The 23321-nt window shown below is 38.1% G+C and carries 19 protein-coding genes, 1 tRNA gene and 1 pseudogene; 5 read left to right on the plus strand and 16 right to left on the minus strand.

The window, feature by feature from the left end:
* Nucleotides 1–43: 43 nt before the first annotated feature.
* Complete coding sequence (locus HXT36_RS02580) at nucleotides 44–1228, minus strand: metal ABC transporter solute-binding protein, Zn/Mn family (RefSeq protein WP_421779168.1); 1185 nt, start codon at nucleotides 1226–1228, stop codon at nucleotides 44–46.
* A 386-nt stretch (nucleotides 1229–1614) separates the two neighbouring features.
* Between HXT36_RS02580 and HXT36_RS02585 the strand changes: the two genes are divergently transcribed.
* The 4 genes from HXT36_RS02585 to HXT36_RS02600 all read left to right on the plus strand — a co-directional run bounded on the left by HXT36_RS02585 (nucleotide 1615) and on the right by HXT36_RS02600 (nucleotide 5818).
* Nucleotides 1615–2613, plus strand: coding sequence for an ADP-dependent NAD(P)H-hydrate dehydratase (locus HXT36_RS02585; RefSeq protein WP_421779169.1), 999 nt, complete (start codon nucleotides 1615–1617; stop codon nucleotides 2611–2613).
* Between the two features lie 24 nt (nucleotides 2614–2637).
* Entirely contained in the window at nucleotides 2638–3312 is a 675-nt protein-coding gene (locus HXT36_RS02590; RefSeq protein ID WP_421779170.1) for an HAD family hydrolase, read from the plus strand.
* Between the two features lie 203 nt (nucleotides 3313–3515).
* Nucleotides 3516–4448 (plus strand): LysR family transcriptional regulator, encoded by a 933-nt coding sequence (locus tag HXT36_RS02595; RefSeq protein WP_018617525.1) that lies wholly within the window; start codon nucleotides 3516–3518, stop codon nucleotides 4446–4448.
* 323 nt (nucleotides 4449–4771) lie between these two features.
* Nucleotides 4772–5818, plus strand: coding sequence for a hypothetical protein (locus tag HXT36_RS02600; protein ID WP_421779171.1), 1047 nt, complete (start codon nucleotides 4772–4774; stop codon nucleotides 5816–5818).
* 66 nt (nucleotides 5819–5884) lie between these two features.
* Here the strand turns inward: HXT36_RS02600 and HXT36_RS02605 are convergent, their stop codons facing one another.
* On the minus strand, nucleotides 5885–6493 hold the full coding sequence (locus HXT36_RS02605) for a hypothetical protein (RefSeq protein ID WP_421779172.1): 609 nt from the start codon (nucleotides 6491–6493) through the stop codon (nucleotides 5885–5887).
* 19 nt (nucleotides 6494–6512) lie between these two features.
* Between HXT36_RS02605 and HXT36_RS02610 the strand changes: the two genes are divergently transcribed.
* Complete coding sequence (locus HXT36_RS02610; RefSeq protein WP_421779173.1) at nucleotides 6513–7622, plus strand: exonuclease domain-containing protein; 1110 nt, start codon at nucleotides 6513–6515, stop codon at nucleotides 7620–7622.
* A gap of 154 nt (nucleotides 7623–7776) precedes the next feature.
* Here HXT36_RS02610 and HXT36_RS02615 read toward each other — a convergent pair.
* From HXT36_RS02615 to HXT36_RS02680, 14 genes and pseudogenes are all read right to left on the minus strand, one after another.
* Nucleotides 7777–8181: pseudogene (locus tag HXT36_RS02615) on the minus strand (P-loop NTPase fold protein); the annotation flags it as partial.
* Nucleotides 8182–8490: 309 nt separating this feature from the next.
* On the minus strand, nucleotides 8491–9399 hold the full coding sequence (locus HXT36_RS02620) for an ABC transporter substrate-binding protein (protein WP_240320593.1): 909 nt from the start codon (nucleotides 9397–9399) through the stop codon (nucleotides 8491–8493).
* A gap of 70 nt (nucleotides 9400–9469) precedes the next feature.
* The gene (locus HXT36_RS02625) at nucleotides 9470–12631 is read right to left on the minus strand and encodes a type I restriction endonuclease subunit R (RefSeq protein ID WP_421779174.1); all 3162 of its coding nucleotides are present in this window, start codon (nucleotides 12629–12631) and stop codon (nucleotides 9470–9472) included.
* A gap of 20 nt (nucleotides 12632–12651) precedes the next feature.
* Nucleotides 12652–13794: a restriction endonuclease subunit S gene (locus tag HXT36_RS02630; protein WP_421779175.1), complete on the minus strand. Its 1143-nt coding sequence runs from the start codon at nucleotides 13792–13794 to the stop codon at nucleotides 12652–12654.
* Entirely contained in the window at nucleotides 13787–14809 is a 1023-nt protein-coding gene (locus HXT36_RS02635; RefSeq protein WP_421779176.1) for a virulence RhuM family protein, read from the minus strand. The genes HXT36_RS02630 and HXT36_RS02635 overlap by 8 nt, the downstream gene beginning before the upstream one ends.
* On the minus strand, nucleotides 14809–16377 hold the full coding sequence (locus HXT36_RS02640) for a type I restriction-modification system subunit M (RefSeq protein ID WP_421779177.1): 1569 nt from the start codon (nucleotides 16375–16377) through the stop codon (nucleotides 14809–14811). Before HXT36_RS02640 ends, HXT36_RS02635 begins: the two co-directional genes overlap by 1 nt.
* Nucleotides 16377–16589 (minus strand): helix-turn-helix domain-containing protein, encoded by a 213-nt coding sequence (locus tag HXT36_RS02645; RefSeq protein WP_421779178.1) that lies wholly within the window; start codon nucleotides 16587–16589, stop codon nucleotides 16377–16379. Before HXT36_RS02645 ends, HXT36_RS02640 begins: the two co-directional genes overlap by 1 nt.
* A gap of 160 nt (nucleotides 16590–16749) precedes the next feature.
* A tRNA-Arg gene (locus HXT36_RS02650) sits at nucleotides 16750–16823 on the minus strand.
* Between the two features lie 162 nt (nucleotides 16824–16985).
* The gene (locus tag HXT36_RS02655; RefSeq protein WP_016635611.1) at nucleotides 16986–17654 is read right to left on the minus strand and encodes an ATP-dependent Clp protease proteolytic subunit; all 669 of its coding nucleotides are present in this window, start codon (nucleotides 17652–17654) and stop codon (nucleotides 16986–16988) included.
* Nucleotides 17655–17659: 5 nt separating this feature from the next.
* Nucleotides 17660–18271 (minus strand): ATP-dependent Clp protease proteolytic subunit, encoded by a 612-nt coding sequence (locus HXT36_RS02660; RefSeq protein WP_032813113.1) that lies wholly within the window; start codon nucleotides 18269–18271, stop codon nucleotides 17660–17662.
* A gap of 35 nt (nucleotides 18272–18306) precedes the next feature.
* Nucleotides 18307–19797 (minus strand): chloride channel protein, encoded by a 1491-nt coding sequence (locus HXT36_RS02665; protein ID WP_016831439.1) that lies wholly within the window; start codon nucleotides 19795–19797, stop codon nucleotides 18307–18309.
* Between the two features lie 149 nt (nucleotides 19798–19946).
* Nucleotides 19947–21305: a trigger factor gene (gene tig / locus HXT36_RS02670; protein ID WP_016831440.1), complete on the minus strand. Its 1359-nt coding sequence runs from the start codon at nucleotides 21303–21305 to the stop codon at nucleotides 19947–19949.
* A gap of 51 nt (nucleotides 21306–21356) precedes the next feature.
* On the minus strand, nucleotides 21357–22721 hold the full coding sequence (locus HXT36_RS02675; RefSeq protein ID WP_421779179.1) for an HRDC domain-containing protein: 1365 nt from the start codon (nucleotides 22719–22721) through the stop codon (nucleotides 21357–21359).
* A 216-nt stretch (nucleotides 22722–22937) separates the two neighbouring features.
* A complete protein-coding gene (locus tag HXT36_RS02680) occupies nucleotides 22938–23309 on the minus strand; it encodes a hypothetical protein (RefSeq protein ID WP_248899094.1) in 372 nt (123 codons plus the stop codon).
* Between the last annotated feature and the right edge of the window lie 12 nt (nucleotides 23310–23321).

Genomic DNA, 23321 nt, shown 5'->3' on the forward strand with positions numbered 1-23321 from the left:
TAGTGATTTATGATTTTCCGCCACTTCTGTAGCTACCTATTAACTACTTTTTTAGCGCATCTTTTACAGATTCTGGAAGGTCTGGAATTTTGCCATCCCAAGCCTTAACAAGAGTCTGAACGTTGTGAACAATAGAACCAATATATGTCTCGCCAGCCGAGCCAACAGGGCCAAGAGAATCGCCGTAAAGCGCATCGTCTCCAATAATCGCCTTTACGCCTGCAGCAGCAGCAACGGCCTTAATCGACTTGGAATTGTTGGAATTTTCGGCAAAGATTGCTACGGCACCAGACTTTTTAACAGCTTCTGCAGCCTCCTTAATGTGATCTGCTGTTGCGTCTTGCTGGCTGTTAAAATCGGAAAGCGCTGCGCCAATAAACTTAACGTTGTAATCGCGCGAGAAGTATCCAAATGCGTCGTGCGAAGTAAATAGAACGCGATGCTCCTGCGGCACACTGTTCAAAGCACTAGTTGCCCAAGAGTCTAAATCGGTAAGCGACTTAACGAACTTTTCAACATGCTCGTCGAAGATTGACTTGCTTTCTGGAAGAGCCTTTCCAAGGAAGTTACCAATATTCTTGACTTGGATCATAGTGTTCTTTGTGCTGGTCCAAATATGTGGATCATACTGGAATTCTGGCTCCTTCTCGCCTTCTTCTGGTGGGAATGGCCACTTTTCGGCATGAACCTTTTCAACACCGCGGTCAATCTTGTAAGGAAGATTCTTTTCTTTAGCAGCTTGCGCCTTTGAATCCTTGATTTCGTCGGCAGTAAGAATGCCCGAAGTTACACCCATTGTGCCCTTAAATCCAGTTGCTTTTACAGCCTGATCTAAGAAGTGCTCAAGATCTACTCCAGAAACAAGCATTAAATCTGCTTTAGAAAGCGCTTTGGATTGGGCTGGAGTCATCTCGTGCTCGTGAGCAGATGCGTTTGGAGCAAGCAAGCATGTAAGGTTGATTGTTGACTTTGCTTTGTTTGCTGGCGCGCCAATCACAGACTTTTTGCCTTGAGAATCGGTTTTATTAAGGCTTAATCCAGATTTTGCATCTGCAGTGGATGCGATTTGAGTTACGTAATCGCAGATTTGCGTGGTTGTTGCAACTACGTTTACTTGATTGCCGTTAGTCTTTTGATCTGCTGTCTTAGCTGTTGATCCACATGCGCACAAGCCAACAGTTAGCAAAGCGGCGGTGGCTGCGGTGGCAAAAATTCGTGCAGTTTTCACTATTTTCCTTTCCGGAATCTATGAATTCACATTATTGAAATTCACATTATTGCAATTTTTCTTGTGTTTTCCTATGCACTTTAACTTGTGCTATCTTTTTTAATCTTGTAATTAGGAAAGATTATCGTTAGCAATAACGCTTTAAGCATAGAGAAAATAAAAAGCTTGGTCAATAAAATCACAAAAAATTATCGGAATTTTTTATAAAACAGCGTGTCGCAATTTTTTTGTTTGATATAATTGCGATTTTTCTTGCGACCTTTCTTGCGATTTGCCAATAAATGATGTATAGGAACGCAAAATTGTCACTACTATCAAGCAATAATCACGCATAATCAACAATCGCACACAATCAACAATCGCATATATTCACTAGAATCGTAAATATGACTCCACTTCTAAACACAGCCAGTATAGATGTAAAAGATGCTAGCAAATGCTTAAAAAAGCCAAACGAATCAAGCAATAAGTACTCTAGAGGCGTTCTTGGATTAGTAACAGGATCAAACGCATACCCAGGAGCGGCCGTTTTAAGCACAAAATCAGCAGCATACAGCAATATTGGCATGGTTCGCTACGCGGGACCATTTAGAGCGCAAAATCTTGTTTTACAAGCAGTTCCAGAAGCCGTTGTTTCAGACTGCTTGCAAGGAAAAGTCAATGCTATAACTGTTGGATCTGGAATCCCAGATTATGAGCATTGCAATGATGATTCAACAAAATCGCAAAGAGACTATATTTTAAACTTGCTTAAACCATATAGCGCACATAGTGCAGAAAATCAAGAAAACACAAACCTATCACCCGTATGCGTAGACGCTGGAGCGCTTGATTTATTGCCTGAAAAAGTTTGTGAAAAAGTTGTTTTAACTCCTCATGCTTTAGAATTAAGCAAGCTATTAAAACGTTATAACCTTGATTTTAGCGCGGAAAATATTGCAAAAAATCCTGTAGAATTCGCTCAAAAAGCGGCAAATCTTACTGGAGCAACTGTTCTTCTTAAAGGATCTACAGCTGTTGTTGCATCTGCAGAAAGTTTGAATTTGCCAATATTTACTTGCACATATGGCCCATCTTGGCTTGCGACCGCTGGGTCTGGAGATGTTCTTGCGGGTATTTTAGGCGCACTTCTTGCGCAGAATAATTGCGAACTAAATCAAAATGCAAACTACGCATTAATCGCAGCTAGCGCGGCTGTAATTCATGGATTGGCCGCAAAGTTGGCTGCAAAGTCGTATGCAAAGTTAGACGCAAAGTCGTATGCAAAAAGTGTTTACAATCGCGAAAATTACGAAAAGCGCGAAAATATTGAGCATCCAATAGTCGCAAGTAATATTATTGATGCATTGCCCTATGTTCTTGGATCTTTAATTAATCTTGATTAAAAGAAGAAAAGCGAAAGAAGAAAAATGACAAACACAAATACAAATACAAATATAAACACAGAATCTGTTGAAATTCACGACGTAATGTTCGATTATTGCAAAGTTTTGCTCGAGTGGAATTGCAGGAATTGCTTGCAAAAACAGTTCCCAGATTTAGTAGACACGATTTGCCCTAATGGCACTTTTGGAAAAGACGATTTGGCTGGATTCTATGAGTTTGAAGATCGTATGGACGGCGGCGAACTATTAAAAGACCTTTTGCCAGAATACGAGAGGCGATTTGGCAAGGATCTTAGCAACGCTTTTCAATGGTATTGCGCACACTACGATCAAGTTCTTACACGCATGATGCCTGGAATGGTTGATTTATTGCACGATTTGCGCAAAGCTGGCTACGGCGTTTGGGGATTGACTAACTGGTCTAAAGAAACTTTCCCACTAGCATTGCGTAAATTCCCAGAATTGAACATACTTTTGCAGGGTACGGTTATTTCTGGCGTTGAAAAATTGCATAAGCCACAGCCCGAGATTTTTGAGCTTGCTATGAGCAGATTTGGGTTAAAACCGCAAACAACTGTTTTCTTCGACGATAAGCCAGTAAATATCGATGGCGCGCATAACGTTGGAATGCATGGGTTTGTTTTTACTACAGCGCAAAAAGCTAGAGAGGATTTGGCATCGCTGGGAGTTAGATTATAGGCACTAGATTGTAGGCGTTAGATTGTAAGTACTAGTTTGTAAGCACTAAGCCAAAGTCGCAAGTTTGTACGCATTAGTCGCTAGTTTGTATGCATTAAAATAGGCGTTAGTCGCAAGATTATAGGCGTTAGATTATAGTTGTTATAGTTGTAATAGTTGGAAATAGTCAAGTATAAATCCCAAAAATCGGAAGGCTCTTAATAATGACGCTGCTGCAATTAAAGTACATTGTGAAAATCGTAGAGTGCGGATCTATGAACGAAGCTTCGCACGAACTTTATGTTTCACAACCAGCGTTAAGCTCTTCCGTAAAAGAGCTAGAGCGAGAGCTTGGCATTGAGATTTTTACAAGGTCTTCTCAAGGAATTGCGTTAACGGTTGACGGAGCTGAGTTTTTAACATACGCGCGCCAAGTTTTAGATCAGGCAGATTTGCTTGAAGAGCGCTACAACAGCACTAAGCCTAGAAAGCAACTTTGCAGCGTTGCAACTCAGCATTACATGTTTGCTGTTGAGGCTTTTGTAGACATGATTCGCAGCATAGATTCTAACGAGTACGAGTTTTCGCTAAGGGAGACTCGCACAAAGAACATTATTAATCAAGTGACTTCAATGCGCGCAGACCTTGGTTTGCTTTATCTTTCTGACTACAACAAAGACGTTATTGGAAAGATGCTTCGAGAAAAGCATCTTGAGTTCCATCCTCTTTTCCGCGCTAATTTGCACGTTTTTATTTCTAGGAATAATCCGCTCGCAAATCGCAAGAAGCTTACTTTGGAGGATTTGCGACCATATCCATTTATTCAGTATGAGCAGGGTGAGGATGGTAGCTTCTTCTTTACAGAGGAAGCGGTATGGCCTCAACATCCGCCTAAAAAGATTAATGTTACAGACCGCGCAACCATTTTGAACTTTATTATTGGTCTTAATGGTTTTACAATTTGCACTGGAATCGACAATGGCGACTTGAATAACGAGAAAATCGTGACCATTCCGCTGGATTGCGAAGAAACCATGCTTGTTGGGTGGATTAAGAATGAGCGCACGAATCTTTCTCCTGCAGCGCTTGCGTATCTTTCTCAACTCGAATCTGTGCTAATTAAACACGGGTATCAGGTAATAAGTAGAGCTAAGTAGCAAAGCACGAAGTAGCTTAAGTACGTAAGTAGATAACTACGATATAAAACTACGCTACAAAACTACGCTACAAAACTATGCAATTTCAAGAATCAACACGCATATGTAACTGCTAGCATATACGCGAAAGTGAAGGTGTATGTGCTTGATGGATTTGATACAAACCAATCTTAATAAGCTTATAAATTTTTCTAATCAGAAGACTAAAAAAATATTTAATATACATCTATTCACAAAATAAACAAAATACTACTAAACTGTGAAAGTAATAATAAAAACAGTAGAAAAATATATCAAATATTTATAGTAGAGAAAGATATTCTATGAACAACAATGATGTTTCTGCCAAAAACAGCGATATACAAAAAACTCAGATTATAAATAACAGCACAACATCATATGATAAGAACCCGAATAACATGTCTCACAAACTAAATAATGCAAAAAATACAAAAAATACAAAATCTAAAAAGCTTAAACACGTACTCCTAACTGTATTGATAATCTTTTTAGCAGCTGGGGTCATAGGTTCGATTCAGCAAAATAAACCAAACAACACTAAAACCAATCTAAGCGCATTGGAATGTAAAAATATAGCAAAAAATTATGTAGTTGACGACTTTTTGTCCTTGAACGCTATTAAGAAAAAGATGACAACTTCCGGATGCTCTGCGAAAGATTCCGAATCTGCTATAAATTATTTAGATGACACTTACGATTTCAACAATGTGGCAGTAAGAAAATTAAGGCTACTAGTAGAAGATGATAATAACTTAACTAAAGAAGACGCAAAATCAAAACTTGAAGACCTTAAGTTTGATGAAACAGAAATAGAATTTGCCATAAATCATTACTCTGACGAAATCTGTTCCGTAAAAAAGAACAACTTGTCTTGCGAAATTGAAAAGGATTCAATTTTTGCACAAAAAGATAAAGATGACAAGTCCAAGGATTCCAAAGACAATAATGAAAATAAACCAAAGTCGTCTTCAAATGGGGATTCTGACAATAACAATCAAACTAACGCTAACAAAACAAACACCAAAAAGAATTCAACAAACAAATCATCTGTAGATAGTTCCAATTCAAATTCTACGCAATCTGAAAATGGTAACTCAGAAGAACAGCAAGAGAATCAACAATCTGCCCAAGCACAAGTTCAGCAGCAGGCGCCAGCACCTACCCCACAACAAGCTCCCGTTCCTCAACAACAACCTCAGCAGCAGCCTCAACAACAGCAACTTCCTCTAGTACATCCTGGAAGCTTCTGCTCTACTTCTGGACAACAAGGAGTAACTATACGAGGAACTCTTATGATGTGTAAAGAAGGAGCAAACGACGGAAGATTGCACTGGCGCAAAGTGCGGTAGTTTGTAGTTCTGTCTGAAATTCCTTACAACGCTGTAATGGAACTTCAGACAGAACTATACCCACTCTTAATTACTCTTGCTTTCAGATTTCCACTTTTCTATGAGCTGCAGCGCTTCATTCTCAGATACATGATTAAATTCGTTATTATTATTTTCATAATTTAGTACAAACGACGCTAATATTATTTGCTCTTCTTTAGTAAATTCATCTAATCTGCTTTTATCAAAATTTTTTATAGAATCATAAAATTCTTCTTCAGAAACTAGATTAAAGCAATTCTCTGAATAAAATTTCCAGCCCGTTAAACTATTATACGTTGTTAAGCATAAGAATTTAAGCTTATTTACATCATCTTTAAACAGATTTTTAACATATTCGATGGCATTTTCTTTATCAACATATTTCCATACGTAAAATGCTATACGGAATTGGTAAGAACTTAATATATCTTCGGATTTTGAAATGGATTTAATTTTTGCCGCATAAATTTTTTCAATATCTTCTAAATGTTTAAGACTAATTAATTGTGTTATAGACAAAAAATTGTGTTTATTAATCAAATGTCTTGTTGTAAAAGACAAAAAGTATGGGTAAGCATAATGACCCATACTTAAACTTAAATCTTTGGTTTTTATTAGACTTATATCGAGAACCGATGGTTGCGCAGCATGCATATTCGAGGAGATGAAAGTTTTGGTAAAAAATCATTTTATGCGAAGTGTCATGAAAATATCTGGCAAGTATTCTTTTTGCGCTGATTCGCGTTTCATTGCAGATTATGTTTACGCTTCGAAGTCTCGTACCTTTAAGAATTGCATGGTTGACACAAAATGTAACGGTGAAGAAAAACATGTAATTGTAAAAACTAGTTATGGAAATATAATTTTTGAAACAAAAAATGTATTAACAGAAGCTAACAATGTATTAATGCCATTAGTAGGTAATAGACTAGAATATTTTTCTTATAAGCCCAAAGCGTCTTCTAATAGCAGTTCCAGTTTGCTTCAATTTAGTTTAAAGGTTGAGATGAATACTGTGAGCATTCCATGTGAAGATATAATTCCAAGAATTGTTTTGGATACAGAAACTACTGGTTTAGATCCTGAAGCTGATGAAATATTGCAGTTGGCTATAATTGATGGGAATGGCAATGTCTTATGGAATAAGCTATATAAACCAGAATATGTTACTCATTGGCCTGATGCTGAAGCAATAAATCATATAAATCCTTTTGATGTTAGAAAATGTGAATGTATTACTAAAGATGTGGAAGCTATACAAAATATCATTAATAGAGCTAGAGAAATATGTACATTCAATGCTAAGTTTGATTTGGCTTTTCTCGCTGAGATTGGTATACGCCTTAACAGAAACAAAGTTACTGATACTATGCGTGAATATGCTGAAACTTTCTATGGTTCAAAAAAAATTACATTAGAATGTGCTGCTGAAGATTGTAAATATTCTTATAACGCGCATGATGCGTTAGAGGATTGTAAAGCTACGTTACATGTTCAAAATAAAGTTGATAAAAAACGTAAGCGCAATGTATTGATAAACAAAAAAATTGATTCAGAAAAATGTTTAACAGGATATATGCCATTTAAGATTCATAGGTTACCTCCTAATAATAAGAAGAAATTTGATGAAACAAATTCACTATCATATAGTCATTTCATGTTAACTTTTTTACTTATTGTGCTGTGTCTTTTCTTTCTATTCAATTCGTGCAATGACTATCATAATAAAGATTATTATTCAGATGCCATACAAACTAATAGTAATGTTTATCCTGCGAGCTAATTAGAGTAGTTGTCTCGTTTTATAGTTTTATCCATGTATTTATTGTTATAAGGTCGAAGTTTCTCTTACACATAATAATAAATTTTCTGCATGTATAATAGTTTTTTCATTTCTCTTTTACTGTCTATCTTATTGAATGTATTGAAATACATAGTTTACGTTTCTCTTTTTTAGTCACACCTAGTTTATTCTTCAATTCATAGAAAAATAAACTAATCAAATTGTTTTTATCTGAATAATTCCATGGCGAAAATCTTATAATTATTGGATAATGACATTGATCTTCTTCTTCAGCTTTTTGTGAAGTAAAAATTTTTTTGATTCTTTTGTATACTTTTGAATACCATTTTTTCTTCTCTGATTTATCTACTGGAATTTCGGATATTGCCATGTTAATAATAGATGTCTTGCCGCTTCCCCATTTTCCATACAATCCGATTACAAGACCATCTTTGCTATCATACTCGCAAATCGATTTTCCAAATTGTTTCGCAAAATCAGATCTTCCCAACAAATCTTCATCAGCTTTTTCAATAGGTTTATCTGCAACGTAGCTCATATACTTTCTCCTATACTTACTTAATTACAGTATTTCGCATACTAATTTATATTCTAATAATTTATGCAAAATTATCCTTTATTTAGTTTTCTTACAATATTAAATATTTCATAAATTGGGTTATAAATTTATAAACACAAAATTTTATATTATAAAAAATAACGCTATAATGAATGCAACGCGAGGGCCTCGCAGCTGCCGTTTACGTCCGATTGTTAGTCGAGGGGATCCCTCGCAATTTTCATTCTATAAGTATATTTTTTAGCATAGGATTTATGGGTTATAGGCCAAAATGGTATGTAAGATTAATTAGAACAAACCTTGCATTTTGGCTTGAATAAGTTCAGCCGCAACATTAGCACCTGCATTAATCAAAAAATCTTTCAATCCGACTAATGTAGATTTTAGAATATGCGGCTTCTTTTCTTCTTCGATTTTTGACTTAATATCATCTAATAATTCAACTGCCGTTTCCATGTCATCTTTTGATAAATCTGACCCACTAATACTTTTTTCAACTTCAGTGATTATATCTTTAACTTTACTATATGAAAATGAAACTGTGTTTTCGCTACCAGATACGATTTGAACATTGTCAGATGGTGAATTAATAACACTTGTATTTCCGTAATAGTTATTAACCGTTTGAGGAATATTGATTGCACGATCTTTTTCTTTCTTAGAGAATGTCATATTTTCTCCGACAATTTCTTCTGCTTCTAGCTTTAGTGTCCATTCCAAGATAGTATTTTTAACTTTTTCTTCAATATCTTTTACAGCAGTTGTTGTGACGTGAAGTGCATATCTCATTGGCAGTGGAGAATCAAACATTTTATCAAGCAATGCAAGTTGTTCTCCAGAAAATTCTAATGTCAAAACATTTTTCGATGATTCACACAAGGATATGATTTCAGAAATAGAGTTTACCAATTTCCTTTCGCAAATCATTTTTTCGACTTTGTTATCTTGTATTAAAGTGGGTATCCATCCACGATATGGATTGAATGCCTTTAAAATACCTCGAACTTTTCTATACTCTGGACACGATTCTGAGTCAGGATAACCGTTTAATTCATATTGAATCCACTTATCGAAATCAGTAAGTCTTAGTTTTGATGCTATTAGATGTGCTCTGCGTAACACATTAACAACATCACAATTCGATGAAACGATTTCATTTTGCAATTCTAAAACAATACTTCCCATATTATTCACCATCCTTCTTCGTTCCATAAGTTGCTGCATCTTCAGCTACCATCAGCAATGACTTATTTGAAACAACATCAGCTTAATTCACAGTATTCGGTTCATTAGTGGTAAATGAGCCACCAACACCAAAGAACTTCTCAAAGAATGATTTCAGCTTATCAATTACACCTTGCTTCTTAGTAGTTCTGTTGCCACCTCCAAAACGAGATATAGGAGGCATAAGTCTATCTATATACGTACCTATTGTTTTGATTTCACCATCACGGAATGCGTTCTCGATGAATTTTCTTGTTTCAGGTTCTTTTAGCTTTTCGTCTTTAATAATTTGAATAAGTTCTTCTTCACGCTTTTCAGCTACATAGTCATGCCATTCTGTCATAACGTCTTCAACATCATTAATTCCTGCAATAAAGGTTTCAATAAGAGCCTTCTTGCTACGAAGTTCAGGGCTGGCATCAATAGCTTTCTTGATTATTACAAGCACTTCCTTATCTTCACAGTGACTATCGTGATATTTCTTAACAAGCATAAGGATATAATCGATATTGATTTCAATCTGCTTAATAAGTTCAACCTCAAAGACAATATCATCAATAATATCGGTGCTTTCACCACGCTTGCGTTTTTCATTCCATTCATCACGCAAGTCCTGATATCTACCAAGATAATCCTGCAAATCACGCTCAGTTATCATTTCTTTGCCAGCGAATTCATCAAATGCAGATAAAAGGTTTCTCATGCGTAGAATCGCACCAAATAGGGAGATAAAGTCCTTCTGATTCTGCTCGCCTATAATCTGTGGCTCTGAAAGTGGGAATTTTGATGTTAAGTCATCCATCATACCCATATATCCTGGATACTGCTTTCCATCAATGCCTTCATAACCATAGTAGTAATCTTTGAAACCTTTCATCAGAACAATACCACCTGCATTCTTATCACCGAAAAGTGAAATAGCAGCGTCTACTCGTTTCTGAAGGTTTCTAAAGCATACAATATTACCGAAAGTCTTAATTGAGTTAAGAATTCGGTTCGTTCTTGAAAATGCCTGAATGAGTCCGTGCATCTTCAAATTCTTATCTACCCACAGTGTATTTAATGTAGTAGCATCAAAACCTGTTAAGAACATATTTACAACAATAAGCAAATCAAGTTCCTTGTTCTTCATGCGAAGAGAAACGTCTTTATAATAATTTTGGAACTTATCGCTATCTGTAGAGTAGTTCGTATGGAACATCTCGTTATAATCTTTGATAGCATCCTCAAGGAAATCCCTTGATGACTGATCAAGTGCTGATGTATCTTCTGAATTTTCTTCATCAAGAATACCGCTTGCACCTTCATCAAGTTCTGCCTCATTTGCACCATAACTATAGATGGTTGCAATACGAAGTTTCTTTGTAGGATCAGCCTCCATCTGTTTTTTGAATTCCTGATAATATAATTTTGCCATTGGAACAGATGCAACAGCAAAGATGGAGTTAAATCCACTTACTCGTTGTTTCTGCTTGATTTCTTCTACAGCACCATTCTTGCCGGATGCAACTTCTGAAATATTGGTAAGGGTGTTGTAAATATATGTTTTATCACCACGATATGTTTTTCTATCAAAGTTGTTAAGAATATATTCCGTTACAAGCTTGATACGCTCAGGAGCCATCATTGCCTTTTCGCGAGCAATATCCCATACCTGTTCGTCATCGATATCTTCATCCATATCCATTGTCTTAACATAGTCGACTCTGAACGGAAGTACATTCTTATCGTTAATAGCGTCAACAATAGTATATGTATGAAGCTGGTCGCCAAAAGTCTGCTCTGTAGTAAAGAACTGCGTATTACGTGAGCTTGCTGTATTTGCAGGAAAGATTGGTGTTCCTGTGAAACCGAATAAGTGATATTTCTTAAAGCTTTTTACAATAGCTGCGTGCATATCACCGAACTGACTTCTATGACATTCATCAAAAATGATTACAACGTGCTTGTTGTATACTTCATGTTCTTTATTTTTCTTGATAAATGTTGCAAGTTTCTGAATAGTCGTGATTATAATGTGAGCATTGGTGTCTTCCAACTGCTTTTTAAGAATAGAAGTAGAAGTATTACTATTAGCTGCACCCTTTTCAAAACGATCATATTCCTTCATAGTCTGGTAGTCCAAATCCTTACGGTCAACTACAAAGAGAACCTTATCTATGTAAGGAAGAAGTGACGCCTCTCTTGCAGTTTTAAATGATGTAAGGGTCTTACCTGAACCTGTTGTATGCCAGATGTAACCACCACCTGCAATATCACCATATTTTTTATAGTTATTAGCTATTTCAATACGATTCAGAATACGCTCCGTTGCCGTAATCTGATACGGACGCATTACCATAAGCATATTTTCAGAAGTGAAAATGCAATACTTGGTGATTATATTAAGAATCGTATGTTTTGCAAAGAATGTTCTTGTAAAGTCAATCAAATCCGAGATAACACGATTGTTTGCATCCGCCCAGAATGATGTAAATTCAAAGCTATTGCTTGTTTTGCCTTTCTTTGTACCCTGTGCAGCATTAACATCCTTTATAGCATTGAAACGAGTGGAATTTGAATAGTACTTTGTGTTAGCTCCATTTGAGATAACAAAAATCTGCACATATTCAAACAGACCACTTCCTGCCCAGAATGAATCACGCTGATAACGATTAATCTGATTAAATGCCTCACGAATAGCCACGCCTCTGCGTTTTAATTCAACATGAACAAGTGGCAAACCATTCACCAAGATCGTCACATCATACCTGTTGTCGTGCTTTGCACCGTCAGACTCTCCAATAACATACTGATTGATAACCTGCAGGAAGTTGTTGTGAATATTTTTCTTATCAATAAGTGTGATGTTTTTGGTACTGCCATCATCTCTTTTTAATACTTGAACATTATCCTCTTGAATTTTTCTAGTTTTTTCAATAATTCCCTCATTCTGATTGGCGATAGAATCTTTGAAAAATCTATCCCATTCCGTTTCAGAGAAATGGTAACTATTCAGTTTTTCAAGCTGAGTACGAAGGTTGGCAAGCAAATCTTTTTCTGTGTGTATCTGAAGATATTCGCATCCCTGTTCCGTGAGCATACGAATAAACTCTTTTTCCAGTTCAGCTTCTGACTGATAGCTGTTAGAACGTGCATTCACAGGCTCGTATTCAGTAACAACTGTATTTTCACTTGTAGCTGCCACGATATTGAAATATGCCATACAGGCACCTCCTTAAGCGATTACAACTGTTTGAAAGAAAGCAACTTATCTCTATAAAATTCATATTGCTTTTGTCTTGCTTCTATTTCAGCCGGAAGACCGATGTTGAGGTCAGAGCAGATAGTGTCAAAGCGATCCAGAATTTGTACGATTTGACGCTGCACTTCAAGAGGCGGAACTGAGAGAATTAACTCCTCTAAGTCAGACTTGTTAATTGCAGGAACTCCACCATCTTTCTTAAGAGACAATATTTCATATGAATTATTTGACAAGTAATAATACAAATATTTATTTAATACAAAATCAGCATTTCCAACGATTTTATAGCATAGAGGCCCAAGCCAAAACTTGTTTTTTTGATACCCCACATAACCAATACCACCTTGACCTCTAGAAGGCGTTGTCACCACGTCTCCATCACAATTCCAATCTAATGAATATCCAGAATTAGTAGTTCCAGCATTAATATATTCATATAAAGAATGTGATTCTTGAATATCCCTTAATTTACTTCCAGTTGAAATAAAAGCAATATCGCCAATCTTCTTATACTCCACACCGTTTGGGCAGTAGCGTGAGATAAGCGAGTGTAGAGGATTATTATCGTTAAAAGTGAGCAGTGTATCTCGATAGTACTCATACTGTTTTTTACGAGCTGTAAGCTCCGCTGTAAGCTCCGCTGTAAGTAACGTGAAAGAGTCCAATATATGGACTATTTCACGTTGTACCTCCAACGGAGGTACGGGGATTTTAAACTCTTCAACAATGAAATTGTCGAGAGTTGGAATTCCAGCCTTTCTAACCTTTGACATGAAATAATATTCATTATTTTTCAAATAGTGATATAAGTAACGGTCATCCATCTCCTCATTCTTGTCTATACAAAAACATCCATCCGAAGACCAGAACTCTTTATCTGAATACGCAACTGTTCCAGCAGATGCCCCGACATTGATTATCATTACCATGTTTGCAGGTCTATTAGCTTTACCATAATACCCGAGCGGCTCTATTCCACCATGATATACAGGAATACTATTCTCTTCAGATAATTTATCTTTTGTTAGTCGTTTCCCTCTTAATACTTTTGTGAAACTTGATATTTTTCTATACTCCACCCCATTTGGGCAAAGTTCTTGAATCAGCTCATTTAATTTACTCATTTTGCTCACCTGCTTTCAACATTCGATTGACCGCCTTGTCAAAATCAGAGGTGATTTTCTGTGTCTTGTTAAATTCTTCATATTCAGCCGACGCTTTTTCTTTTGCCATTCTACCGGAGATTTTCCCCTTATCCCGCAGAATATCATATCGGCGAAATGCCAGAAATTCGTTCACGCTGGCGGCAAACTCCTCCATAGTAAAGGTATTTTCTCGCTCAATCAAATCTTCAATATAGTCGAAATAGCCTGTTACGGCACGCTCCAGTTGACGAATTTGTTTTTCTTTCAGATAGTTTTTTGCAACGACCACATCTGATTTTAAAATGCGTCCGTCCGGAGCATTTTTCCAAGTAGTAAGCCCCATATTTTCTTTGGTTCTGTCAGCAGAAGTATAGACAATTTCTGCCGCAGTCTGCCCGGTAATTGCAAAATGGAACTTGTTTTGCACCATAGCATAAAAATCATGGGTAATCGGTGCATTTTTATCATAGTCAATGCTACATTCCGCAAAGATGTCTGTGATTTGCTGCCAGATTCGTCTTTCGCTCGCACGGATTGAACGAACTCTTTCCAAAAGTTCACGGAAGTAGTCTTTCCCAAAGGCTGTTTTGCCCTGCTTCAAGCGTTCATCATCCATAGCAAAGCCTTTTATCATAAATTCTTTCAAAACGCCGGTAGCCCAGATTCTGAAACTTGTTGCCCGTTTGGAATTTACTCTGTAACCAACAGATATGATTGCATCGAGGTTATAAAATTGTGTTTCTTTGTTTTGCGTTTTTCCCTCGATAGCTCCGTGTTGAGTGGTTGTTGCAATTTTTGCAACAACCACTTTTTCGTCAAGCTCACCCTCATTGAAAATATTTTTCAAGTGCCTGCTTATGGAAGATTTATCGACATCAAACAATTCAGCCATTGCTTTTTGCGTAAGCCAAATTGTTTCGTCTTTCACAAACGCATTGACTGAAACATTTTCTTCAGCGGTTTGATATACTAAAAAGTTAAAATCATTTTCCATCACTGCACCTCGATTTCTGCAATTATCTCATCGATTGCTTTTCTTAAGGTATCTTCACGAGCAACGATTTCTTTGATCTCTGCATTCAGCTTTACAATATCGATTTTCTCTCTTGTATCCTCTGCTTCAACATAAGTTGATACAGAAAGGTTGTAGTCATTTTCAGATATCTCATCGTATGTTGCAAGATGTGAGAAATGCTCAATTTCACTGCGACTTGCAAAGCAGTTCACAATCTTATCCATATTGTCTTGAGTAAGTTTATTATTGTTCGTAACCTTGATACATTCGTTTGTTGCATCAATAAACAGCGTTTTATTATCTGCCTTGTTCTTTTTCATTACCATAATGCAGGTGGCAATTGAAGTTCCAAAGAAAAGGTTAGAAGGTAACTGAATTACACAATCAACAAAGTTGTTATCAATAAGATATTTTCGTATTTTCTTTTCAGCACCACCACGATACATAATGCCTGGAAAACATACAATCGCAGCCGTTCCATTTGATGCAAGCCATGAAAGTGAATGCATGATAAAGGCAAGGTCAGCCTTGCTCTTAGGAGCAAGAACACCTGCAGGCGCAAAACGAGGGTCGTTGATAAGTAATGGATTATCATCACCAGCCCATTTAATAGAATATGGAGGATTTGAAACAATCAGTTCAAAAGGTTCATCATCCCAGTGTGCCGGAGCTATAAGGGTATCTTCACAAGCAATATTGAATTTATCAAAGTCAATATCATGTAAGAACATATTGATACGACAAAGATTATAGGTTGTAATATTGATTTCCTGCCCATAGAAACCATTACGAACCTTATCTCTACCAAGTACTTTTTCTGCCTTTAAAAGCAGAGAACCACTTCCACAGGCTGGATCATACACCTTATTGATTTCTGTTTTTCCAACTGTACCAAGTCTTGTAAGAAGCTCTGATACATCAGCAGGAGTAAAGAACTCACCACCCGATTTACCTGCATTTGATGCATACATAGTCATAAGGTATTCATAAGCATCACCGAATGCATCAATATCGTGATCCTTAACATCACCAAGATTCATATCAGCAACACCATCAAGAAGTTTACAAAGCTTTTCATTTCTCTTTGCAACTGTGGAGCCAAGCTTATTACTGTTTACATCAAAGTCATCAAAAAGACCCGCAAAGTCGGATTCTGATTCGCTGCCTTTTGCAGACTCTTCAATGTGACGGAATACCTTTTCAAGTGTTTCATTAAGGTTCTCATCATCTTTAGCTTTTGCTCTAACATTGCAGAAAAGTTCTGAGGGAAGGATAAAGAATCCTTTTTCTTCAACAAGTCCTTCTCTTGCTTCCTCCGCATCACCATCAGACATCTGCGCAAAATCGAAATCAGTATTACCTGCTTCAATTTCACCTGCGTTAATATAGTTAGTAATGTTTTCAGAAATATATCTATAGAACATAGTGCCAAGCACATAGTTCTTAAAGTCCCAACCATCTACAGCACCACGAAGTTCATCTGCGATTGCCCATATAGCACGGTGAAGTTCGTCACGTTCCTGTTCTTTTTTATTATCGATAGTCATTATCTTTTTCCCTCCACTATAAATTCTAAAATATCGTTGGGCGTGCAGTGTAAAGCCGCGCAGATATCTTCCACTTTCTCTAGTGATATATATTGCCCGGTACGTAGTTTCGTAATAATGTTGGCGGAAATATTGCTCATTCTCATTAAGTCCTGATTGGAAATATCTTCTTCAATCATGCGATGTAATAGTTTTTTATAACTAACAGCCATAATTCCCTCCTTATTTTAATAATTAAATATTATCACGATTCTGTGAGTATATCAACGATATAAAGAACCGATAGCACCGGAATATGGTGTTAGGCCTATAAACCAAAACCAACAATGGATTAAGCAGTAAAAAAAAACGCGGCAAAAACCGCGTGTATTGTGCGCCAGACAGGATTCGAACCTGCAACCTTCTGATCCGTAGTCAGATGCTCTAATCCGTTGGGCTACTGGCGCATGTTCTCCAAAAACTTGGAACTTTAACTTTCCGTTGTTTTTGGCAACTTGACTAATATACAACCATCTTTACAAAAATACAAACCCTGGCGTGTCGCCATCGCCAGGGTCTGCAGTTAAAACATAAGAATCTAAAACATAAGAATCTAAAACATAAAATCCTTAAGATCTATGTTCAAGAACCTCGTCTACCATTCCGTATTCTTTAGCTTGAGGAGCGGTAAGAATAGTGTCTACCTCAATATCTTTACGAATTCGCTCAACACTTTGGCCAGTGTGCTTTGCAAGAGTGGCCTCTAACCATTCGCGCAAACGCAACATCTCCTTAGCTTGAAGCTCTATCTCTGTAGCCTTGCCAAAATCTTGACCCATTGCAGGTTGATGAATAAGCACGCGAGCATTTGGCAAAATCATGCGCTTACCAGCAGCACCAGCAGCAAGCAAAATCGCAGCAGCCGAAGCAGCTTGACCCAAGCACACCGTTTGAACATCTGGCTTAATGTATTGCATGGTATCGTAAATAGCCGTCATAGCCGTCATAGAGCCACCAGGAGAGTTAATGTACATCATTACATCTCTGCTTGGATCCATGCTTTCTAGAACCAAAAGCTGAGCCATAATGTCGTCTGCAGAAGTGTCGTCTACCTGAACACCCATAAAAATAATGCGGTCTTCAAAAAGCTTAGTGTATGGATCTTGAGTTTTCATACCATAAGGAGTCTGCTCACCAAATTGCGGCAAAACATAACGATTCGTAAACACACCACTGGTCTGACCAAATCCGCCCAAACGCTTAGCGCGAGCAACAAACTTTGCTTCTTCACTTGCCATTAAAATCACTCCTCCCCACGCATAGAAGCTGGAGTGGTAACAATCTTATCTACAAAGCCATACTCCAAAGCCTGCTGAGCAGTAAACCAATGATCATACTCGTTGTCTCGGTAAATCTCTTCAACGGTATGACCAGTCTGCTGAGCCGTTAGCTCAGCGAGAGTTTTCTTCATATCCATAATAAGTTCAGCATTAATACGCACGTCTGTAGCAGTGCCACCAACACCGCCAGAAGGCTGGTGCATTAGCACGCGAGCGTGAGACGTAATAAAACGCTTACCAGGCGTGCCAGAACTCAGCAAGAACTGACCCATAGAAGCAGCCATGCCAACGGCAATCGTAGCAACATCTGGCTCAATAAGTTGCATAGTGTCGTAAATAGCCATTCCAGCGGTAATAGAACCACCTGGCGAATTAATATAAAGCCAAATATCTTTCTTAGGATCTTGCGCAGCTAGCATAAGCATCTGAGCGCAAATAATATTGGCATTTTCATCCTTGACTTCAGAGCCAAGCCAAATAATACGATCTTTTAAGAGTTGATTAAAAATCGAATCCGTTGGATTTTGTGGCTCCCCTTCTTGCATAACGGGAGAAGCCGTAAACAGATCAGTCACCTTATCTCCTTACAAACATTTTGAATATATCTAGACTATCGTGTGCGCGTGACCGCAAAACAAGAATGCGAAGTAAAACGCTTAACGCAATTAGACACGCAATTAGATACACAATTAGATACGCAACTAGACACAATCACCGCAAATAGCATAAGACAAAGTAATGTAAACGGTGCGTTTACTAATTCCGCAACTAAAAGCCACGCCATAATCGGAGCTTTTCTAGAAGACGCAAGTAAAGAAGCAGCGCCAATAATAGATACAGAAATTGCGGAAACTTGCGAAATGTCAAAAACTTGCAAAAAACCAGACGTTGAAAAAATAGCGTATAAAATCACACCAAAGCAAGCACCCGTTGAAATGCTTGGCTGCAACACTCCTCCAGAAGCACCGTAGCGCAAAACAAGCACAGTCATAAGCATTTTCATTAGCGCAAGAAGCAACAAAATAGTAACAATATGCGAGTTTTCTGCCATATACGGGAAGCTAGATACAGAAAACGCAAGTTGAGAAAGCGACCTACCATTCCCCATAATATGCGGAAACCAACAAGCCGCAACACCAATAACTAAGCCAGCTACAGGCATAAAACACAGCATTTGCATGCCGCGCAAAGCATGAGTTCTACACCAAATAATACCCAAGCGAAAAACGTAACCAACTAAGCCGCACACTGCACCAACAACAACAGTTAAAACGCAAATTTGCCAAGAAATCACGCAAGAAAATTGCGAAATATTGTAATATCTAGAATGATGCAATAAAAATTCAACAACAAACGCAGCAACATAATTCATAACAAGAGCAAAAGGCAAGCAATGCAAACGCTCCGAGCGCGCAATATTTTTAAGTGCATTAACTATTACAGAGCCATTTTCGCGATTTAGCCACGCATAAAAACCAAAACTTTGAGTTTTACTAAGCAAACCTAAAGAAAGCACGGTGCCAGCTAAAGGCGCGTGGTACACTGCAGCCAAGCCAGCACCTGCAGCAGACGCAACTAGTATACGCTGAGTTTTAACAGACACATTAAAAATACTGCTGCAACGCTGAGCAATCATTGCAGCTAATTCTCTAGGAGCTACTTCCCTTCCGATTGAAATTCCAGAACCAACAATGCCGATTTGTAATAAAACATGTGCAATAGTAGAAAAAATTGGCATTCTACTGCCACTAACGGCCTGTGGAATAGTAACGATTCGAGGAGGATTCTCCTTCTTTCGCAAAAAATACCAAGCCAGTGCAGCAATAGTCATAGCAATTGTGCCAGGTAGCACGTATCGATACCAAGGAAGCCCTAAAAATACAGTATTTTTAGCAGATTCAATTGAGCCAAAAGCAAGGTATTGTACAGCGTAAAAAATAAGCGTAAGAACTGTTGCTCCTAAGCCAACAAGAACGCCAAGAGCAACAGAGACTACAATAAAACGCGCTACTCGAATTGCAAAACTAAATAACTTGCAAGATTTGCCTAATTTGCCAAATCTGCAACAAGATTCATGCTTAGTTTTAGCACTATTATCCATAATGTCTCGCAATTCTTAATATTTTACTATAATAATCGTAATTCTATATAGTAATTATTTAATTAATATAAGTAAGACCCAGCAGAGCTATACTCCACTAGGCCTTAAATAACAAGATTATTAGAAGATTCTAATTTAGAAGACTCTAACTACTTTTCAGCAGAAAGCTCATCGGCAACAGCTGCAGCAGCAGAAGCAGCCTTAACACTTTCATCTTCTGGCTCTTCATCTTCCGACAAGAAAGCACTCAAATCAAGAGCTTCTCCGCCAGCAACGAACTTTACAGCACGCATGCCAGCAAGCAAGCCCTTAGAGCGAGCAACTTCTTGAACAGCAGAACCAAGCTGACCATTGCGAACAATAGCGTTAATAAACTGGCTTGGATCCATTCCGTACTGCTGAGCAACAGAAACCAAGAAGTTGGTAACGTCTGCTTGAGAAACAGAAACATCGAGGCTTTCTGCCAAAGCGTCGAGAACCATTTGGTCACGAAGCTCCTTTTCTGCAGCCTTTTCAGCCTCTTCCTTTTGCTTCTTAGTGGCCTTTTCTGGGTCTGGAGTCATACCCTTAAGGTGCTCGGCAACAGCCTTATCTTTAACACCCTTTGGCACAGGAATTTCAACTTCTTCTTGAATCTTAGCAATAAAAGCATCGCGAGCAAGAGTTGCCTGACGGCCTTCATTTGCCTGCTCCAAAGACTTACGAACGTCTTCCTTAAGCTCCTTCAAAGTGTCGAACTCAGATGCTTCCTTAGCAAACTCATCGTCAAGCTTTGGCAATTCTTGAGCCTTAACGGAGTTAACCTTTACCTTAACCTGAGCTTTCTTGCCCTGGTTCTTTCCAGCTTCGAGAGTACCTTCAAAAGTGGTTTCTTCTCCAGCGGAAAGACCTTCCAAAGCCTCATCCAAACCATCAAGCATAGTGTTGGAACCAAGCTCGTAGCTTACGCCATTTTGAGAATCGGCAACTTCGTCGTTAATCTTAGCTTCCAAATCGATGTTTGCAAAATCACCCTTCTTAGCTGGGCGATCAACACCAACAAGAGTGCCAAAACGTGCGCGCAAAGCCTCAAGACGAGCCTTAACATCGCTATCTTTAACTTCTGGCTTCTCTACTTCGATTTCTACACCCTTAAACTTGTTAAGCTTGAACTCTGGGCGACGCTCAACAGTTGCAACAAACTTAAGCTTAAGTTCATCTTTAGCAGATTCTGGGACTTCCTGAACATCAAATTCTGGCTGATCCATTGGGCGAATCTTCTTTTCTTCCAAAGCCTTAGAATAAAGCTCTGGAACAGCAGAATTTACAGCTTCACCGGCAACAGCTCCGAAGCCAACTCGCTGATCTACAATCTTGCCTGGTACGTGTCCCTTACGGAAACCTGGCACGTTGATTTGCTTTGCGATCTCTTTACGAGCCTGATCCATAAATGGCTCAAAATCTTCGAGATCTGCGGTAATGGTGAGCTTAACCTTAGTTGGCTCAAGATTCCTGACGCTGATTTTCACGCTTGCGCTCCTGAAATTACGTTTTCTAGCTTCTGCCATATGGCACAACCGTTACATAATAGCGCGAGTTACGGACTCAGCAATTAAATCGCTTTGCCACGTTCTTGCACCCTGCTCTACAAGAAACTCCTTAACATCAATATGCTCAATATTATCTTGCCAACAAAGATTGCGAATAATTTGCGGTTTAATAATGATTTCCGTAGGCGTATGCGTATCTTCTGCAATCTTGATTAAAGACTGCTTTACATTTTGTAAGCGCTCATATCTTTTGGGATGATGATCACGCCAATACTTCATAGATCGTGGAGCTGCTTGCGATTCTTGTGCGTCGCTAGAATCAGCAGAATCGCCAGCATCCGCAGAATCGCTAGAATCGCAGTAATTGCCATATTTACTACTTGAATCATCAAGCTTAGAAACAATAGCAACTTCCCCACTTTTAGCGCGACTAATCGCGTCTTCTATAACAACTTTCCACACATTTGGCTTGATTTTGCGCTGAATCGGAGCATAACGTTCAAACATCTTGTCTTGCTCGCTGCCCGTGTGAATCCTAACGCGTTCATTAAGAATGCGAATTGAGCGAAACTCCCTAGAATTACTTGGTTTTCGCTTTCCTGCTTCAATAATCGCAGCATCCGAAAGCAATAGAGTTGGCGCAATATCGTATTGACAAGCAAGCTCATCTCGCTTTTGCCAAAGCTCTTTTGCAATCATTAAGCCGATTTTATCGTGCATAAGAACGCTTATATGAGATATTCTAAGCCAAGGATTTGGGTGAGGAGCCTTCTTTTGAGCACCTTTACTTAATAAGTGTGCAAACTCTTGATTTGCCCATAAAAGCTTGCCTTGCTTTTTTAACTCGCCGCTCATTACTTCTTCTAATTCGATTAGCAATTCAACGTCTAAAGCAGCATAATTTCGCCAATCTCTAGGAAGAGGTCTATATGACCAATCCGCTGCAGAATGTTCTTTTGCAAGAGTCAATCCCAAATAATATTCAGTTACAGAGCTTAATCCAAAGCGCTTTCTACCAAGCAATTTAGCTGCGATTTCTGTATCAAATAAAGCACGCGGGCGCAAACCAATATCGAAAAATCCTGGCAAATCTTGCATAGAATCGTGAATAATCCAAGGCGCATCCCCTACTGCCTCATTAAATTCATGCCAATCAACGCCAAGTTTTCCTAAAGCTATTGGGTCCAGCAATCCAATTCCTGCACCTTTGCGTTTGAACTGAATCAGCCAATCTTCGTGACCATATCTAAAACCAGATGCGCGCTCTGCGTCTGCAGCCAAAGGCCCCGACCCTGCTGCCAACAAATTACAATATTCTTTATATGATTCAAGCGTATCAATAACTTCTGGAACTCCTTCTCTAGGCTCTTTTAAAAGCTTTGGTTCCTTATTCAAGAACGCCTCCCGATTGTACGCTTTAGTCAAAGTCTTACGCTTTTTGCATCTTACTTTGTAATGCTTGAATATTATTTTGCAAAATATCCGTAAAACATTCTATAGAACATTGCGCAAGATATATTTAAGCCGTGTTATAGATTATGCATCTTTTAACACGGCTTCAACTTTCGCACACAACTACGACTAATCAAAAATAAGCAATCAATCAAATAATCAATCTGCTTTATTGTTTACTATTTCTCCATTTATGTGCTTAACAAGCCTAGTTTTAAGGAATCTAGTAAGAGTAAATGCGACTGCCGAAACTAAAACTGTTGGGATAACGTAGAGAGCATGTAAACCTAAATCTCTTATTGGGAAAGTGGCAAGTTCTGTAGCAATAGTTATAGCAATAGATATTATCGGCACTTCGATAAGAAGTTTCTCATCGAAAGCTGCAACGATATTTACCGGCAGCAAGATTATCGGCAAAACAATTAAAATAATAATTGCTGTGCCAAAGCCAAACTGATCGTTACACCGTGCAAAAATAGCTAACGCTAATGCGAAAGCTAATGCAATCCAACAACCTATTCTGCGCTTCATTGCGTATCCTTT

The organism is Gardnerella sp. DNF01144 (genome assembly GCF_049244245.1).
GTDB lineage: Bacteria > Actinomycetota > Actinomycetes > Actinomycetales > Bifidobacteriaceae > Bifidobacterium > Bifidobacterium piotii.